13 protein-coding genes are annotated in these 16467 nt (G+C 62.6%); 1 reads left to right on the top strand and 12 read right to left on the bottom strand.

The window, feature by feature from the left end; all coding sequences use genetic code 11:
- Positions 1-2: 2 nt before the first annotated feature.
- Positions 3-563 carry a YbhB/YbcL family Raf kinase inhibitor-like protein gene (locus tag J5M72_RS21875; protein WP_207867071.1) on the bottom strand — a complete coding sequence of 187 codons (561 nt, stop codon included), beginning with the start codon at positions 561-563 and terminating at the stop codon, positions 3-5.
- 137 nt (positions 564-700) lie between these two features.
- On the opposite strand from J5M72_RS21875, the gene J5M72_RS21870 reads away from it, so the two are divergent.
- Positions 701-2230 carry an FAD-dependent oxidoreductase gene (locus J5M72_RS21870; RefSeq protein ID WP_207867070.1) on the top strand — a complete coding sequence of 510 codons (1530 nt, stop codon included), beginning with the start codon at positions 701-703 and terminating at the stop codon, positions 2228-2230.
- Here J5M72_RS21870 and pgaD read toward each other — a convergent pair.
- The 11 genes from pgaD to J5M72_RS21815 all read right to left on the bottom strand — a co-directional run bounded on the left by pgaD (position 2223) and on the right by J5M72_RS21815 (position 16315).
- A complete protein-coding gene (pgaD, locus tag J5M72_RS21865) occupies positions 2223-2756 on the bottom strand; it encodes a poly-beta-1,6-N-acetyl-D-glucosamine biosynthesis protein PgaD (protein WP_207867069.1) in 534 nt (177 codons plus the stop codon). The genes J5M72_RS21870 and pgaD overlap by 8 nt on opposite strands.
- Positions 2753-4108 carry a poly-beta-1,6-N-acetyl-D-glucosamine synthase gene (gene pgaC, locus J5M72_RS21860; protein WP_207867068.1) on the bottom strand — a complete coding sequence of 452 codons (1356 nt, stop codon included), beginning with the start codon at positions 4106-4108 and terminating at the stop codon, positions 2753-2755. The genes pgaD and pgaC overlap by 4 nt, the downstream gene beginning before the upstream one ends.
- A 1-nt stretch (position 4109) precedes the next feature.
- On the bottom strand, positions 4110-6107 hold the full coding sequence (pgaB, locus tag J5M72_RS21855; protein ID WP_207867067.1) for a poly-beta-1,6-N-acetyl-D-glucosamine N-deacetylase PgaB: 1998 nt from the start codon (positions 6105-6107) through the stop codon (positions 4110-4112).
- 12 nt (positions 6108-6119) lie between these two features.
- Positions 6120-8603, bottom strand: coding sequence for a poly-beta-1,6 N-acetyl-D-glucosamine export porin PgaA (gene pgaA, locus J5M72_RS21850; protein ID WP_207867066.1), 2484 nt, complete (start codon positions 8601-8603; stop codon positions 6120-6122).
- Between the two features lie 256 nt (positions 8604-8859).
- Complete coding sequence (locus J5M72_RS21845; protein ID WP_207867065.1) at positions 8860-10371, bottom strand: YdgA family protein; 1512 nt, start codon at positions 10369-10371, stop codon at positions 8860-8862.
- Between the two features lie 200 nt (positions 10372-10571).
- Complete coding sequence (locus J5M72_RS21840) at positions 10572-11207, bottom strand: NADH:ubiquinone oxidoreductase subunit N (protein WP_169428334.1); 636 nt, start codon at positions 11205-11207, stop codon at positions 10572-10574.
- A 93-nt stretch (positions 11208-11300) separates the two neighbouring features.
- Positions 11301-12743: an efflux transporter outer membrane subunit gene (locus tag J5M72_RS21835; RefSeq protein WP_207867064.1), complete on the bottom strand. Its 1443-nt coding sequence runs from the start codon at positions 12741-12743 to the stop codon at positions 11301-11303.
- Complete coding sequence (locus J5M72_RS21830; RefSeq protein ID WP_169428332.1) at positions 12740-13624, bottom strand: HlyD family secretion protein; 885 nt, start codon at positions 13622-13624, stop codon at positions 12740-12742. The genes J5M72_RS21835 and J5M72_RS21830 overlap by 4 nt, the downstream gene beginning before the upstream one ends.
- A complete protein-coding gene (locus J5M72_RS21825; protein WP_007957657.1) occupies positions 13621-13830 on the bottom strand; it encodes a DUF1656 domain-containing protein in 210 nt (69 codons plus the stop codon). The genes J5M72_RS21830 and J5M72_RS21825 overlap by 4 nt, the downstream gene beginning before the upstream one ends.
- Positions 13827-15890, bottom strand: a complete 2064-nt coding sequence (locus J5M72_RS21820) for an FUSC family protein (protein ID WP_207867063.1) — start codon at positions 15888-15890, stop codon at positions 13827-13829. The genes J5M72_RS21825 and J5M72_RS21820 overlap by 4 nt, the downstream gene beginning before the upstream one ends.
- On the bottom strand, positions 15887-16315 hold the full coding sequence (locus J5M72_RS21815; protein ID WP_011331882.1) for a MarR family transcriptional regulator: 429 nt from the start codon (positions 16313-16315) through the stop codon (positions 15887-15889). The genes J5M72_RS21820 and J5M72_RS21815 overlap by 4 nt, the downstream gene beginning before the upstream one ends.
- Between the last annotated feature and the right edge of the window lie 152 nt (positions 16316-16467).

Raw genomic sequence — 16467 nt, 5'->3', positions numbered from 1 at the left:
TTTCAGCGGTGATAACGCCGTACCGCACTGCTGTTGCGCAGCACATGGCCTTTGATCTTTTCCAGCAACTGGGCGCGGGTCAGACCGGCCGGCAAGGCGTCGGGGGCCAGGTCCAGGGCGTAGATCTGGATGATGTAGTGGTGGGCGCTGTCGCCGGTCGGCGGGCAGGGGCCGACATAGGTGGTCGTGCCTTTGCTGTTGGTACCGCCCAGGCCTTCGAAGGTCGGCCTGGTGCCACTGCCGGCCGGGATCTGCCGGGTCGTGGCCTTGATGCCGTAGTGAACCCAGTGATCGACGCCCATGCCTTTCTGGCCGTCCGGATCGTGCATCACGATGGCATAGCTCTGGGTCGCGGCGGGGCCGGCGTTCCAGCTCAGCGCCGGGGACAGGTTCTTGCCGCCGCAACCGGCGGCATCGCTGGCCGCCGCTGCGGTGAACAGTCGATTGTCCGAAACACCGGGAATGCTGAGAGTGAAGCGCTCCTGGGCCTGCGCCGGGAACTGCACGCAAAGGGCGACGGCAACGGCCGCCAGCCAAGGGTTGAGAGAGGTCAATCGGGTCATCCGGGAGCACCTTGTGCAGTTGGGCCTTCGTCGGCCTGCAAACTATAGCCGTACCGTTCGTGCCGTGGCAGTGGGAAATGGATGAACCTCGCGATCCGGGCCAAACTCGTATGAGAAACACCCCATGGAGCACGACCATGTCCCTGCACCGTGTCGCCCGTTTCGCCGATGTTGCGCAAGACCGTGGCCTTGAAGTACAGATCGGCGACTGCAAGATTGTCCTGCTGCGCGTCGCCGGCCAGTTGCGCGCCTTTCAGGGCGAATGCCCGCATGCCGGGGCGCCGCTGGCGGAAGGCGCCTTGTGTCATGGGCGACTGATCTGTCCCTGGCACAAGGCTGCCTTTCGCGCAGAGGACGGCGCCCTGTGCGAGCCACCGGCCCTGGACAGCCTCAAGCGGTATCCGTTGGAACTGCGTGGTGATGAAGTCTGGGTTGATGATCAACCACTGCCGGATGCCCATGTCCCCGGGCTGGACGATCAGCGAAGCTTTGTCATTGTCGGTTCCGGCGCTGCAGGAACGGCGTGCGCCGTCGCTCTGCGGGAGAAAGGCTTTGGCGGACAGATCGTGATGATCGACCGCGAACCGGACGCCGGCTACGACCGCACGGTATTGAGCAAATTTGTCCTGTCGGGAGAAACACCGCCACAGCAAATCCCGCCCTTGCGCGATGATGACTTCTACCGCGAACAACACGTCAATCGCGTGTCTGGCACAGTCATCGCGCTCGATGCCCAGACCTGCACCCTGCATCTTGCCGATGGCCGGACGCTGAACTACAGCGCCGCCGTACTCGCTACCGGAGCGACGCCCAATGCTCTGGAGCTGCCCGGTGCCGACCTGCCGCAGGTGTTTGTCCTGCGTTCCAGGGCCCACGCCGAACAGATCATGAAAATTGCACGGCCGGGACAGCGTGCCGTCATCATCGGTGACAGTTTCATCGCCCTCGAATGTGCTTCGGCGCTGCGCCAGCACAGTCTCGACGTCACGGTGCTGGCGCGCCACGCCATTCCCTTCGTGACACAGTTCGGTGAAGCCGTGGGCAAGGCAATCCGCGCCCTCCACGAAGAGAACGGGGTGAAATTCATCGTCGATCACCCAGCCAGGGAGATCACCGGTGACGGCAAGGTCGAGGCGGTGCTACTCGATAATGGCCTGCGTCTTTCGGCGGATCTGGTGCTGGCGGGAATTGGTGTGCGCCCGGCAACCGAGGCGTTCGCATCATTGCCACTGGAGAATGACCAATCGATTCGAGTCGATGCCGGTATGGGCGTCACCGACAACCTGTGGGCCATCGGCGATATCGCCACGTTCCCGTTGAACGGCCAGCCGCGGCGCATCGAGCACTGGCGCCTGGCCCAGCAACACGCGCGGATCGCCGCCGCCAACATGCTCGGCGCCGACGAGCATTACCTCGACGTGCCGTATTTCTGGACCTGGCACTTTGGCCGCAACTACGACTATCTCGGCCACGCCGGGCAGTGGGACGCCATCGAATTCATGGGCGACCCCGAACAGCCGCCCTTCATCGGACTCTTCGGCGCCAACGGCCTGGTGGTGGCTGCGGTGGCGTGCGAGCAGGAGCGCGCAATGGCGTTGCTGGCCGAACGCATGAAACAGCCGCTGCCCATGGAAGAGGCATGGCGGCTGATTCGCGCGGTCAGTTGAGCCGGTTCGATGGCTCGCGGTTATCGTCGTCCTCGGCGTGCAGAAAGATCACCCGTGGGTGCTCCAGTGGAGCCAGCGGTGGCGGCAGTTCGGCTGGCTCCACCGGCCACAGGTGCGGCACCACGTGGCTGACGTCACCGTCCTGATTGTTGTGGATGGTGATGACGCCAGGGCTGCGCAGCTTCTGCAGGCGGTCATCGCACAGCTTGAAGCTTTTGCTCAGACCGTCATCGTCGACCACCGGGGCAGCTAGCCGGCGCTGGGCGAAACTGCGGCTTTTGCGTTGTTGATAGCGGGCCCAGGAAATCAGGATGACGGCGTTGACCAGCGCCACCCACAGATAGATCTGCAAGGTGCCAAGGGCTTCGAACGCCGAATGGTCGATGCGCGGGCCACCGGCATGGGTTTCGATCAGCGGCCACAGCCCGCGCACCAGCAGATACAGCAGGCCGACCCAGGCCAGCACGGTGAGGATCACATCGATCACCACCAGAAATGGCCGCTGGCGGGTCCGGATGATTTTCATTTGATGATCTCCTCTTCGTCGTCGCCCGCCGGTTTGATGCCCCGGTCCGGGCTGACCCAGCGCGCACGCTTCTGATGCTGGCCGAACAGCACCTTCGGAAAGCTGACCAGCGTGGTCAGCAGACTGATGAACCAGAACACCAACGGATACCAGACCACCCAGAACATGGTTCTGCCCAGACCCGGCTCGTAGCGTCGGTCGATCACGATACTGACCGCGAACTGCACCAGGCAGACGAAGGCCAGCAACAGCCCGGTAAATGCCGGTGGCATCAGGTGGTCCACCGCAATCGCTTCGGGCATGGCCACGAACTTGCCGACGCCCCAGAAGATGACCGACAACAGGAAGGTGAATGCCCAACCGGTCGACAGGCAGTATTCGAACAACAGTGGCCACAGGTAACGGTGACGGTACTGCCAGATCCCGCGAATATTCTTGAACAACACCTCGGCGCCGCCCTGGGCCCAGCGCAGGCGCTGCTTCCACAGACCGCGCAGGGTTTCCGGCATCAGGATCCAGCACAGGGCGCGGGGCTCGTAGAAGATGCTCCAGTGGTCCAGTTGCAGCTTCCAGCTGATGTCGATGTCTTCGGTGATCATGTCCGGGCTCCAATAGCCGACCCGGTTCAGCGCCGTACGGCGGAACGCGACGATCACACCCGACACGGTGAAGATCCGCCCGAACACCCGCTGGGTGCGTTTGATCAGCCCGATGATCGACGAAAACTCGCCCACCTGAACCCGCCCGACCAGGGTCGAACGGGTGCGGATCCGCGGGTTGCCGGTCACCGCGCCCAGTCGTGCGTTGTCGAGCATCGGTGCCACGAGATAAGCGGCAGTGTTCGGCGCCAGCAACGCATCACCGTCGATGCACACCAGATATTCGCTGCGCGCCGCGATGGCGCCCATGCGCAGTGCCACGGCCTTGCCCTGGTTTTCCGCCAGGTGCAGCACGCGCAGCCGTGGATCTTCCTTGGCCAGCGCATCCAGCACTTGCGCGGTGTTGTCCTTGGAACCGTCGTTGATCGCGATAACTTCGATGTTCGGGTAATGCTGCGCCAGCGCCGCGTGAATGGTGTCGGCCGCGTTGTCGCCCTCGTTGTAGCAAGGGATCAGGATCGAAATCAGCGGTTCGCCTTCCAGCGGTGGCGGCAGGGTGTCGTCTTTCCAAGGCCAGTGCCGTTCCCAGTGCAGCCAGAAGTACAGGCCACCGGAAATCCACAACCCGGACATGAACAGCGGGTAGAAGAACACAAAGTCCATCAGGAACTGCCCGGTGACCAGGAAGATCAGCCCCAGCGGTACGCCGAGGACAATCGCCAGAACCAGCAGGGCCAGCAGTCTATCCAGCATGTCATGGGTTCCATTTGTTGGAGAGCGCAGGCCGCACGGTTTTCAGGTCCGGCAGGTTCTCGAGGAAGTTGTCCGGGTAGTAACCGAAACTGGTGGCGCCCTGACGCTTGAGGCGGCCCATCCAGTCGGCCAGTTGCGCACCGTCGATGTCGGCCTGATCCTTCTTCGTCCAGTCCCGTGCCTGCAATTCGAACACCGTGCGATCCAGCGCACCGGGGCGTTGTTTGATTTTCGCCACCAGTTCTTCCAGCCACGGGCCGGATTGCGCAGGGGTCTGCTTTTCCATGAGTGGCATGGCCATCGGCGCCGTCCAGTCATAGCTCACAAGGAAGTCGTCGAGGTTCTGCGCGAACCACGCTTCGCTCCCGGGATTGAGAATCGGCTCGGCGAAGATGTTGCGCGCGGTGAGCACCTGCGGGCCACGGATCGCCCGCACTTTGGCGGTCAGTTCATTGGTGAAGTCGATCAGGTAGCGGCTCTTGAATCGCGTCCAGCGCTGCATGGCTGCCGGATCATCACGCAGGGCGGCAATCGAGCCCGGCAGACCGTGGGCGGCATAGGCCTTCAAGGCCTCGGGACTGGCGTCCTCGAAGTCCGACAGCACGGCGTCATCGTGGTAGAGAATGCCGTCCACCGAGGTCAGACGCGCCACGTCTTCGTAGATTTCACCAATGATCCGCCGCACCTCGGGGTCGAACGGTGACAGCCGCTTGTACTGATCCGGATCGACAGCGGTAGTGCCAGTCTTCGGATCCCAGCGCGTGACCCGCGGCAATGTCGAATCCAGCGCAAAACTCAGCACCGGCATCCAGGCGAACACCTTCACGTGGGCCCGGGTACGCAGCTGCCAGGCGACGCGGTCGAAGAGGTCGGCGCGCATCGGCAGATGACGGTTGGGGAAGTACAGCGAATGCACCAGACCATCACCCTTCGGATCGGCGAAGGCTTGCAGGAACACCGTGTTGGCGCCCATGTCGGACATGCGCTGGATCAGCTTGCCGAGATTGACCTCCTGCTGCGCCGGATCCGGGTCATAGACGTTGTCCAGATCCACGTGCACCACGCGCATGGCGAAATCCGACTGCACGGCCACGATGCTGTTGGCGAAATGCTCGCCATCCGGGTCCGAGGCCACGAGGAAACGTGGGCTGCTCATCAGGTTGTCGAGGGCATCGAGACCGTCGTCGAGGGTCAGGGCCATTTCGTAGCCCTGCTCGCTGACAACGGTCAGCGAAGTACCGTCCGCCGTCCCGTAGGGCCAGACCCAGATTCGTGGTTTTTTACCGGTGGCCTTGCGGATTTTCTCTGAGATGGTGGCCACGTCAGTGCGAATCCGTGCCTGGAATTGCGCTTCGGATTCGTAGCGCCTGGTCACCGGATCGTAGCGACGGGTTGCGGCGGCCGGCTGCATGTTGCCTTGCGGGTTGGCGAGGATGCCTTTGTGGCTGGCATCGGTGTGGGCGGCGATTTCCACCAGGCCCGATTGCGAAATTTCCCGCACCTGATCCCAGGTCAGAAAGTCGGAACGCGGGCGCATGGCGCCGGCAAAATCCACCGGTTGATTCAGCGGTGTATCGATCCAGACCCCGACCGGCGCCAGCAGCGCATGCCAGTTGTAGGCGCGCAGCACCGGCATCACACGGGTGTAGAAACTCGCGTAGCCGTCGTCGAAGCTGAGCAGGATCGCTTTGGGCGGCAGTTCCGGCCCGCCCTTGCGCGCGGCCATGATCTGATCGACCGTCACCGGCTTGTAGTTGTTTTCCCGCAGCCAGGCCAGCTGCTCGATCATGCGCTCGGTGCGCACGGCCACTACGGCCTGATCGGGATCGCGATCTTCGACGTCGTGGTAGGCAATGCCCAGCACGTGGTTTTTCGGCCATGGCTTTTCATTGGCCGCCAGCGGACGCTCGGACGGCGGCGCGAAGGCCGGGGCTTGCTGGGCGCAGGCGCTGACCAGCAGCACTCCCAGCAGAAGGATGAAACGCGAAATCAAAGGCATCTTCAAACTCTTCTAGAAGCGGAAAGTGAGGTCGACGAGCAGACGCAGATCGGTTTCCCGGTCACCGTCGTAGGGCCGGTTGATCACACTGAACAAACCGCCCACCTCGAATACATCGTTCCAGGCATAACGCTGGCCGTAGCCGAGCATCGCCATGCCGCCGGTGCCGTGATCACGCTGGCTGTACGTACCCGCACCGGCCTGGAATTGCTGGCTCCAGGAGGTTTCGTAGCGGTGGTAGAGCACGTGGTTGACGTTGACCGTCGGCATCACGCTGAAGTCCGCCTTCGGGTTGAAGTACGGCACGTCTTCGGATTTGGAGTTATGACTGGTGCTGACTTCCAGACCGGCGTCGACCTGCACGTGGGTGGTGCTGTAGACGCCTTCGCGGCCGGTCAGCAAGGCTTCGACACGGTTGTTGCCGTCGCTGAAATGCGACGGGCTGACCGACAGTTTCCACTCGCGGCTTTCATTCGCGCGCCAGCGGATGAAACCGCTGCCGCCGTTGGCCTTGATGTCGCTGTTGAGCGCCCGCAACGGGGTCTCCGCCGACAGGTATTCAAGGCTGCCGCCGTACTGCCAGTTGTCATTGATGTCCCGGGCAATCGCCAGGCGGGCGCCCTGCTTGTCGCCGTAACCGTAGGAATGGTTGGAGACTTCAGCTTCAAGGGTCATGTCGCGGGTGCGCCGCTCCAGACCGACACGCTGGAAGCGGTGGTTGCCGGTGCCTTCGGCGAAGTCACCGGTGGCATAACCGACCCCGGCGAACACGCGCCAGTCCTCATCGATCGGCGGACTGTAGAGCGTGCTCTGGATACCGAAGTCCCGGCTGCCGCTGACCGCGCCGGCATTGCCACCGCTGCCGCCATTGGCCTTGCCGCCGTAGGCTTCAACGCGCAATTCGGACATGTCATGCACTTCACGCTCGCGGGCCGCTCGCTGCACCTGGCGGTTGTCCGGGAAGCGTTCCACGACGTCGTCGGTCAGCGCGTCCATCTGCCGCCATTCCTGAAGCGTCATGGCGGTTCGGGCCTGAGCCACCTCCAGTCCCATGTCCCGGGGCACCATACTCTCGACTTCCTTGAGCTGGCTCTCGGCGCGGCGCGGCCATTGTCGCGCCAGGTAAAGATCGGCCTGGGACAGGCGCAGGCCGACGTTGCCCGGCGCCTGATCGACCAGCGTCTGCAAGCGATCCTCGCCATGGGGCAGGTCCGCGCCGTAGGTGCCGGCAGCCTGAGCCGAGAGCAATTGCGCATCCATCCAGTCGTCGCTGGGGTTACCGATCGGCAAGCCCTTGAGTTCGACGCGCGGTTTCTCGTTTTTGGCCAGATCTTCGGCGACCTTGCGCGCCTCCTCAACACGGTCGCTTTCCAGCAACGAGTAATACAGCGCGGTGGTGTCTTCGAGGCGATCGCCGGCATCGGCGTCCGGCGCCGAGAGCACCTGACGATACAGGTCAGTGGAGACCTCGGGCTGACGCTGATCCAGATACGAAGCAGCCACCCAGCGCAGGGCGTAGGTCGGAATCTTCACGCCTTCCCCTTGCAGTTTCTGGTATTCGGCAATGACGTCGGCCGTACGCGCACGGGCCTTGAGCGCGCCCATGCGGTCGATGCGCCAGCGGGTCACGTCGTCGTGGGCGCCGGCATCCGGGGTCCAGGTGGCGAGCAGCTTGTCGTAGTCGGCCAGTGCGCGGTCGGCGATCACGTAGCGTTCTTTTTCGCTGCGGGTGGCGAATTCGGCGAGGCGCACCCGCTCGGCAGCCAGATCGCCTTCGAGACGACGCAGAGTCACCGGATCGATCAGCCCCGGCCGCTGATTGGCCAGGCGCAGCGCCGGCTCGGGCATACGGGCCTTTTGCAGAGCGACCACGTATTCACGGGCGACTTCCGGTTTGCTGCCGGCGCGAGCGAAGGCCTGATCGTATTCGAACAACGCATCGTATTGCTTGCCAGCACGGGTCAGGGCATAGCCCAGTGCGAGACGGCGGGAAGGATCATCGGGTTTGGCGGCAACCAATGCCTTGGCACGGGTCACGGCCTCATCGGGTTTGCCAGAGTCTGCCTGGGTCAGCGCGAGACCGAGTTGCAGGTCGGCGTTGTTCGGTTCCTGCGCCAGGGCCTTGTTGTAGACCTCGATGGCCTGTTCCCAGCGCTTGAGATTGCGATAGGCGCGAGCGGTGGCGGTCAGGGCCTGGGTCGGCAATGCGCGGCCGCGCCCCTGGGTCTCGTAAACTTGCACCACTTCGGCATCAAGCCCGGCCCAGCTGGCGATTTGCAGGTGATCGCTGATCTGTCCCGGCGTGGCCTGGGCCGGCGGCACCTGACGCAAAGCGGTCAGCGCGGGCGTGTAATGCCCTGCCCGGGCATCAAGCACCATTTGATCGTAGGCCGTATCGGCCAACGCGAGCACCGGCCAGAGCAACTGACTGCAAAGCGCGACTCGAAACAAAGGGCGTAAACCACGATGTATTACAGGAACATCAATACGCGGCATTCGTCAGCATCCTTACATGGCCAGCCGGGTAGCAATGCTCCCCCTTGCCCAATTCGTAACGGAGACCAAGTCGATTTACCTGGCCAAGCTATCCAAGCAGTCTTGCACGCAAGCGTAGATCAATATTCAGAACACAATATTTGTTCAGATTCGTGACCGAAAACGCTGGCTCACGCCGCTCACGCCGATTCCAGACAGCAAAACGCCCGGCGTTTGCGGGGAGCAAAGGCCGGGCGTTGAGGTGTAGCGAGGGGGGTTACTGTTCCTGGCTGACGTTGACACCAGCGAATTTGCTCATCAGGAAACCGACGAACTGCTCGACGGTCATCTTCTGGCCGTTGAACTCCACCTGATTGGCGGCGTAATGCAGCTTGGTGACAACGTTGGTGCCATCCAGGGTCGCCAACTGCGAACCGACGGCCATGCCGGCGAACATGTCGGCTCCGGCGCTGGCCTGGTCGACGATGGCTTTGGCATCGGTCTGACCATCGAGTTGCGCCTGCACGCTGAGCAGATCGACCAGCATCGGCTTGGACACCAGCACGTTGACGTCAAGCAGGGCGATCAGTTGCTTGCCCAGTTGATCCGGCGGCAGGTCCATCGACTGTGGCTTGGTCAGGTCGAGCACCAGATTGGCACGGCTTTCACCGTTGGCGGTTTTCAGCGACAGGTCTTCCAGCGCCAGTTGCGGCCCGGCCGCCAGCAGTTTTTGCAGGTCAGCCTTGACCTGAGTGGACTCGGCTTCGGTCAGGTTCAGCTCCGGTGCCGGCAGACCGGCGGCGGTGGCTTCGGCAGCGGCTTTTTCGTATGGCTGCAGCTTGGTCTGGTAGATCTGCATCAGCGACAGAGCCGACGGGATGTCGAGGTTTTTAAGGCTCATGGCCAGATTGGCCGAACCGATTTTCTTGTCGTTGAGGGTCACTTCACCGATTTTGTAGTCGGCACGGCCGGAAGCGTTCGTGCCGTTTTCTTCGGTGAGGTTCTTCATCTCGAAGTTCTTGACGCCCAGCACGGACTGCTTGGCGCCGAAGGTAGTCTTGCTGCTGGTCAGTTCCAGGGTGTTTTCGCCGGTGTAGTAGCCATAGCTGCTCTTGGCGAGGTTGCTGGCCAGGGTCAGGCCATTGAGTTCGATCTGCACCGGCGCCTGGTCTTCAGCCACGGTGGTCAGGTGCAGGCTGTCCATGTAGCCGTTGGCCTTGACCTTCTGTGCCTGGGCACTGGCGGAAATGTCCATGTTCAGGCCGGAAAACTTCAGGCTCGACTTGTCGTCCAGCGCGGTTTCCAGCGGCAGCAGTTCGATATTGCCAGTGGTGGACTGGTCATAGCCGATGTTGACCACACCTTTGAGTGGCGCAGCGCCCTTGGTGGCGGCGAACCATTTCTCGGTGATCGGGGTCTTTTCCAGCTCATAGTGACTGGTGGCCATGACCGGCAGCCATTTCAGCGAGACCAGACGCGAGAACGGCAGCGGGCCGTGCTCGATATGGTCGACGAACAGCAGCTCGACCGGCGCTTCGCCGAACATCTCGCCTTCACCCTTGAGGCGATAGTGCGCGGTGCTGCTGAAGGTGTTGCGCTCCAGCGACACCAGTTCCAGCGACGCACTGCCGTTGGAGCCGGCCATAGCGGTCTGCAACTCGCTGTTGGCATTGGCGACGGCATTGTTCAGTACGCCTTCGATTTTGGTGCCGGTGTACCAGGCCCCGCCGACGCTGATGGCGCCGATCGCAACAACAATTCCGAGAAGCACGCCTGCTGATTTATTCATGAATGACCTGATCGATTTCCGTGGCTGAAGGTGTGGTCGTCTTCCGTGAACCCGTGACCGGGCCGTGGCGCGACTCCGCTGAATTTAGCGGTGGAGATTAGCACTGGCAGCGCGGGGCGGCCCAATGTTTAAAGGTTAAAGAGTGTCCACGGGACATGGACAAACAAAAAGATCGCCGGGTTCGGCGATCTTTTGGGAGGTCAGGAATACTGCAGCTCGATCTCATCGAGCTGATGATCGAAGCTTTTCAGGCGTGCGGTCCAGGTGTACACCAGCACCTCGAAATCCCGGTCGATCACCGCCCCGCCCGGCCCGTCGCCGCGTGGGTCGCAGAAATCCAGCTGATAGCGCTCGCGGGCCATGGCGGTCGCGACGTCGGACAATTCACGGGCATTGTTCAACCAGTGCCAGCCGTCATCGGCGACTTGTTTGTCCAGAGCCAGGCATTGTTTTTTCAGGGCTTCGAGGCTTTTTTCCAGCGGAGTGCCGGTGAGTTCGCCCATGACCTCGGCGAAAGTGCGTCCCGGTTGCCAGTAGCTGCCCCAGAAGTAGCGGTCGAACACGGTTTCGACTTTGCGCAGCGCGACTTTGGTGTCCCAGATCAGCAGCAGCGTCTTGCTTTGCTGAAGCTGGCGTTTCTTGAGCCGCTGCACCTGGACCGATGCCCAGGCCACCACCACGATCGCCATCACCGCGATCAGCGCGGTCGCGCTGTCGAGGAAGACCATCGCCTTGTCGATCTGATGAGCCAGCATGATGCCGTAGAAATAGGTGGCCGACAGCAGCACCAGTGCGACCAGGGCGCACCAGAAGCCGAGAGCGTAAGGGTTTTTCATTATTGGTTTCCCCTAGACCTGCGCTAGCAATGTGCACTGAAAAGGCGCCTGGTTCGGGGCGCCCTTTCAATACTTCAAAGCATAGCAACGGCCTCAGGGTTTGCTGGCGCTCGAGGCTTGCGTTCGTCCGCTTTCCCAGCCACCGCCGAGGGCGAGGAACAAATCGATCTGGCTCATGGCAACCTGAGTGTTGGCGGCGGCCAGTTGCGCAGTGACGTCGGTGTAGGTGCGAGTGGCTTGCAGGTCGGCGAGGAACGACTCGCGGCCCGCCTGGAAGAAGCGGTGAGTCTGGTCAGCCGCCAGCTTCGCCGACTGCTCGGCATCGGCCAGGGCGTCGCGGCGTTGCAGCAGCGCGGTGTATTGAGCCAGACCGGTCTGGGTTTCGCGGATGGCGTTGAGCACCACGCCGTCGAAATGCGCCAAAGCGCCCTGGGTCGAAGCTTCAGCCTCGCGGATACGCGCCCGGGCGCCGTTGGTCGGCACCTTCCAGCTCAGCGACGGGCCAAAGCCCCAGCGGTTGGTCGAAGGGTCGCCGAGGTCGGAGACGAAGCCGACGGTGCCGATGGTCGCGCCGATGCTGATGTCCGGGTACAGCTCGCCGGTGGCAATGCCGATCCCGGCGGTCGCAGCTGCCAAACGACGTTCGGCCTGGCGGATATCCGGCCGACGCTTGAGCAGCGCGGCGCCATCACCGACCGGAACCAGTTGGGCGATTTTCGGCAATTCAGCACAGGTCGCCGTGCCGGCCGGCAATTGATCGACCGGTTTGGCCAGCAGCATCGACAGACGGAACAACCCGGCCTGACGCGCCGCTTCATAGCGCGGCAGGTCGGCGCGCAGGGACTTGAATTGAGTCTGCGAGCGGGTGACCTGGGTTTCGTCCCCGCGTCCGGCATCACGCAGGCGCTGGATCAGCGTGGTGCTCTGGGATTGCAGGTCGAGGGAATGCTGGGCGATTTCCCGTTCTTCGTTGGCCGCACAGACCTGGTTGTAGGCCCGAACCACGTCTGCCACCAAGGTGATGCGTGCGGTGTCGGCAGCGGCCTGGGTCGCGTCGGCGTTGGCTTTCGCCGCTTCGATCCCGCGCTGCAGGACGCCCCACAGGTCGAACTGGTAAGACGCGCTGATGCCGATGTCGGCGACGTTGGCCACCGGGACTTTCTCCGGCAGCAGGAATGCCTGACCGGATTCCTGCAAGCGCTGGACACCCATTTTCACGCCACCGCTCCAGCCGCCGGCCGCCTCGGCTTCATCGACCTGGGCACGGGCCCGCGACAAGTTCGCCGCCGCCACCCGCAGATCGGTGTTGGAGGCCATGGCCTGCTGCACCAGTTGATCCAGACGCGGATCGCGATACAACCGCCACCAGTCCGCCGGCACGGGAGTGGAGACCACAGGTTTGCCGGCCACCGCCAGATCGCCCTGGAAATCCTTGCGCTGAATCGCCGCATCACTCGGCAGGTGATAGTCCGGCCCGACCATGGAACAGGCCGACAACATCACGCCCAGACCGGCGATCATCAGGGCCCTGCTCATTTCGCGGGCTCCTGCTGATCGTCGATGATCGAGACCGTGGCGGTACGCCCGGCAATCATGCGGAAGTCTTCCGGCACATCGTCGAAGGCGATGCGCACCGGAATCCGCTGCGCCAGACGCACCCAGCTGAAGGCCGGGTTGACGTTGGGCAACAGGTTGCTGCCGCTCGAACGGTCACGGTCTTCGATACCGGCGACGATGCTTTCGACATGCCCGCGCAAGCGGGCGCGGTCGCCGATCACGCGGATATCCACCGACTGACCGATGTGGATGCCGTCGAGTTTGGTCTCTTCGAAATAGCCGTCGATATGGAACGAATTGCTGTCCACCACCGACAACACCGGACGCCCGGCGGTGACGAATTCCTGCGAGCGCGGCGCACGGTCGTTGACGTAGCCGTCCACCGGGCTGCGGATCACCGAGCGATCGAGGTTGAGCTGGGCGCTGTCCACCGTCACCAGCGCTTCGGCCAGTGCCGATTGCGCGCGGGCCACTTTCGACAGGCTTTCTTCCAGCTGTTCGGCCGGCACCAGATTGCCCAGTCCACGGTTACGCTTGGCTTCACGCTGGGCCTGGGCGAGGGTTTCTTCACGGTCGGCAACGGCTGCCTTGGCCTGGCGCAATGCCAGTTTGAAACGGTCCTGGTCGATGCTGAACAGCACCTGGCCGCGTTTCACCAACTGGTTATCCTTGACCTCGACCTGCTGGATCAGCCCGGACACGTCCGGGGCGATCTGCACGATGTCGGCGCGAATGTGGCCGTCGCGGGTCCAGGGCGCGAACATGTAATACATCACCATGCGCCAGACCACGACGACGGCGAAAGTCACGATCAGCAGCGTCAGGACGACGCGACCGAGGGTCAGAAACGGTTTTTTCATGTCATCAGGTATCGACTGAGTGAATCCACGCCGTACAGCATCACGGCGTAGAGAGCCACGTTGAACAATGCCCGGTGCCAGACCAGACGGTAGAAATGCAGGCGTGTGAGCACGCCGTGTACCAACACAAACAACACATAAGTGATGCCCATCAACACCAGCAGGGTCGGCAGGAAAATGCCGCTGATGTCCAGATCACCGATCATAGGGGCGCTCCTTCGGGCAGCGGTTCTTCGGGCTCGGCACTGGAGACGAATTCCACGCCGGGCAACAGCGCCAGGCGCAAACCGCTCAAGGCGTACAACAGGTTGAGTCGGGTTTCTTCCTCGCAGTGGCCATTGAGCGCACGGCGGGTGCGATCCATGGTCATCAACAAGGCGCTTGGCGCCGGCAAGCGTTCACCGGCCTTGAGGCAGGCGCGGAAATACTCGCCGACCTCGGACACCACTTGCTTGAGCAACGCGTTCGGCGCGCCCGTCACTCGCGGCGTATAGGCGAGCAGATCGAGCAGGTTCAGCCCCACGCGCACTTCGCGCATGGCGATGCCAGTGTCCTGGCCGGTCAGCGCCAGACGCGGCAGGTGCTGCATCAGGCGGTCGAGCAGTTGCACACCCAGATGCCGGTGTTCGGCGAGGGTGGCCGGTTCGGTCATGCTGACGATGTCTTTCCAGCTGAAACGGGTCAGGCGCTTGGCCGCCAGCTCGGCGCCGAACGGCCGGGCGATCAGGGTCCAGATAAACGCGAACAACAGCCCCATCGGGCCCGCCAGGTTGGAATTGACGAAGGCAAAGAAGTCCGCGTCGTAAGCACCGGAAATGCTGATGAACGACGAGGTGTTGACCAGCGTCAGCAGCATGCCGAGGTAGAAGCGTGGCTGCACCGTCAGGGTGCCGACACAGATGAACGGCACCGCGAATGCCAGCACCAGCATCGGAAAGTCATGCAAGTTCGGCAGCACCAGAAACAGGTACAGGCTGGCAAACAGCACTGACATCCCGGTCCAGAAAAAGAACCGGTAGATCTGCGGCGCCGGGTCATCCATCGAGGCGAAGAAGCTGCACGACACCGCCGCCAGAATCACCGCGCTGCCGCCGTCGGTCCAGCCCAGCAGGATCCACAGTACCGAGGCGACGATGATCGCCAGAATGGTCGAGGCCACCGAATACAGCATCAGCCCGCGGTCGAGAAACGGCGTCAGGCGGCCAAGGCGCCAGTGACGATAGACCGCGCGCCAGCTGCCCTGCCGTTCGCACAGGATCGCGTCCTGCAGACTGCGACAGTCCTGCCACAGATCGATGAATTCGCCGAGACGGTACAGCGCGTTGGAAAACAGCAACTGTTTGCGATCTTCGAGGGCTTCGGCGCTCGGTTGCAACGCTTCGAGCTGATCCCGCAGGGTTTGCCAGCGGTCGAGGTCGGCGTCTTTGTGGCCTAGCCATTCGCGGGTGGCGGTGAGCAGCGGCGCGAATTTTTCCACCAGTTCCGGCGTGCGCCGTTCGAGGGCGTAAAGCGAATCTTCCAGGGCATCGATCACCGGCAGCAGGTGGATCATCCGCCCGCGCAGTTCCTTGGTGTTGCGCACCGTCTGCGGCCGCGCACCTTCGTGCGGCAACTGGCCGATCATCAACTCCAGGCTGTTGAAGCTGCCAACCATGGCCATGCGCAGGGCGGTGACTTCTTCAGGCTGCACGTCGCGACTGAGGAATTTCAGGCTGTAGGTGGTCGCGTCGGCGAACCATTTGCCCACGGCGTCGTTGAACACCGGTGCCAGGCGTCGTGGCCAGAACATCGCACCGACCACCGCCGCCACGGCAATGCCGAGAAAGATCTCTTCAGTTCGCGACTCGGCCACGTCCCACACCGCCAGCGGGTTATCCACCACCGGCAGGGCGATCAACGGCAAGGTGTAGCCGGCCAGCATCAGCGCGTAATTGTTGGCGGTCCGCAGATGCAGGGACAGAAACAGCAGAATCCCGGTCCATAACGCAATGACTACCACCAGCACATAAGGGCTCTGGACGAACATCGGCACGAACAGCACCGCCGCCGCTGCACCGAGAAACGTGCCGATCGCGCGATACAGCGCCTTGGAACTGGTCGGGCCGAGGAACGGGCTGGAAACGATGTACACCGTGGCCATCGCCCAGTACGGACGCGGCATCTGCATGAGCAGGGCGATGTACAGCGCGATCATCGAGGCCGCGAACGTGCGGATCCCGTAGAACCAGTCCCGCGCTGGGGGCATGCCGGAAAAGAACCCGTTCACGGATTGATCACCGTTGGCGGAGTAGCCGCCTCAAAAGCTCTCAGTACCCGAAGCGTAGCCTCCAGATCGCGCTGGTCGATGCCTTCGAGCACTTCATGACGCAGGCGCACCAGTTGCGCCTCCACCGCTTGCACCAGCTCACGGCCGGTGTCGGTCAGGCTCAGGCATTTGGCGCGACGGTCCTGCGCATCTTCGGTGCGGCAGACAAAACCGGCGTGACACAACTGATCGAGCAGACGCACCAGCGACGGCGACTCCATCCCCGCCGCCTGCGCCACCTGCACCTGCCGCACACCCTCGCCCAGCCGCCCGATCATCAACAACGGGACGGCGCAGGCTTCGGAAATTCCATAGTTGACCAGCGTGGTCTGGCAGATCTTCCGCCAATGCCTGGCGGCCACCACCATGGCACTGCTGATGTTCATCTGGAGAGCGTCGAGGTTATTCGGCACGAGGGAATGCACACACTGTTAGTTTGCTAACTATCAATATGGCATTTGAGGGGAAATTCAGTCAAGTTTTGAAACAAATTGCTTTCAGCACAAGAAATGTTCCTCGCTGAAACTGCGCCGACACC

The sequence above is a fragment of the Pseudomonas sp. 58(2021) genome (assembly GCF_017491585.1).
Classification (GTDB): Bacteria; Pseudomonadota; Gammaproteobacteria; order Pseudomonadales; family Pseudomonadaceae; genus Aquipseudomonas; species Aquipseudomonas fluorescens_BT.
The sequence above is the reverse complement of the archived record's forward strand: the minus strand, read 5'-3'. Positions and strand labels throughout refer to the sequence as shown.

Coding starts and splice junctions, on each gene's coding strand:
- J5M72_RS21830 (WP_169428332.1), bottom strand. CDS start 13,624: ATGAAAAAACCGTTTCTGACCCTCGGTCGCGTCGTCCTGACGCTGCTG.
- J5M72_RS21825 (WP_007957657.1), bottom strand. CDS start 13,830: ATGATCGGTGATCTGGACATCAGCGGCATTTTCCTGCCGACCCTGCTG.
- J5M72_RS21875 (WP_207867071.1), bottom strand. CDS start 563: ATGACCCGATTGACCTCTCTCAACCCTTGGCTGGCGGCCGTTGCCGTC.
- pgaA (WP_207867066.1), bottom strand. CDS start 8,603: ATGCCGCGTATTGATGTTCCTGTAATACATCGTGGTTTACGCCCTTTG.
- pgaB (WP_207867067.1), bottom strand. CDS start 6,107: ATGCCTTTGATTTCGCGTTTCATCCTTCTGCTGGGAGTGCTGCTGGTC.
- J5M72_RS21840 (WP_169428334.1), bottom strand. CDS start 11,207: ATGAAAAACCCTTACGCTCTCGGCTTCTGGTGCGCCCTGGTCGCACTG.
- J5M72_RS21835 (WP_207867064.1), bottom strand. CDS start 12,743: ATGAGCAGGGCCCTGATGATCGCCGGTCTGGGCGTGATGTTGTCGGCC.
- J5M72_RS21815 (WP_011331882.1), bottom strand. CDS start 16,315: ATGAACATCAGCAGTGCCATGGTGGTGGCCGCCAGGCATTGGCGGAAG.
- pgaC (WP_207867068.1), bottom strand. CDS start 4,108: ATGCTGGATAGACTGCTGGCCCTGCTGGTTCTGGCGATTGTCCTCGGC.
- J5M72_RS21870 (WP_207867070.1), top strand. CDS start 701: ATGTCCCTGCACCGTGTCGCCCGTTTCGCCGATGTTGCGCAAGACCGT.
- J5M72_RS21845 (WP_207867065.1), bottom strand. CDS start 10,371: ATGAATAAATCAGCAGGCGTGCTTCTCGGAATTGTTGTTGCGATCGGC.
- pgaD (WP_207867069.1), bottom strand. CDS start 2,756: ATGAAAATCATCCGGACCCGCCAGCGGCCATTTCTGGTGGTGATCGAT.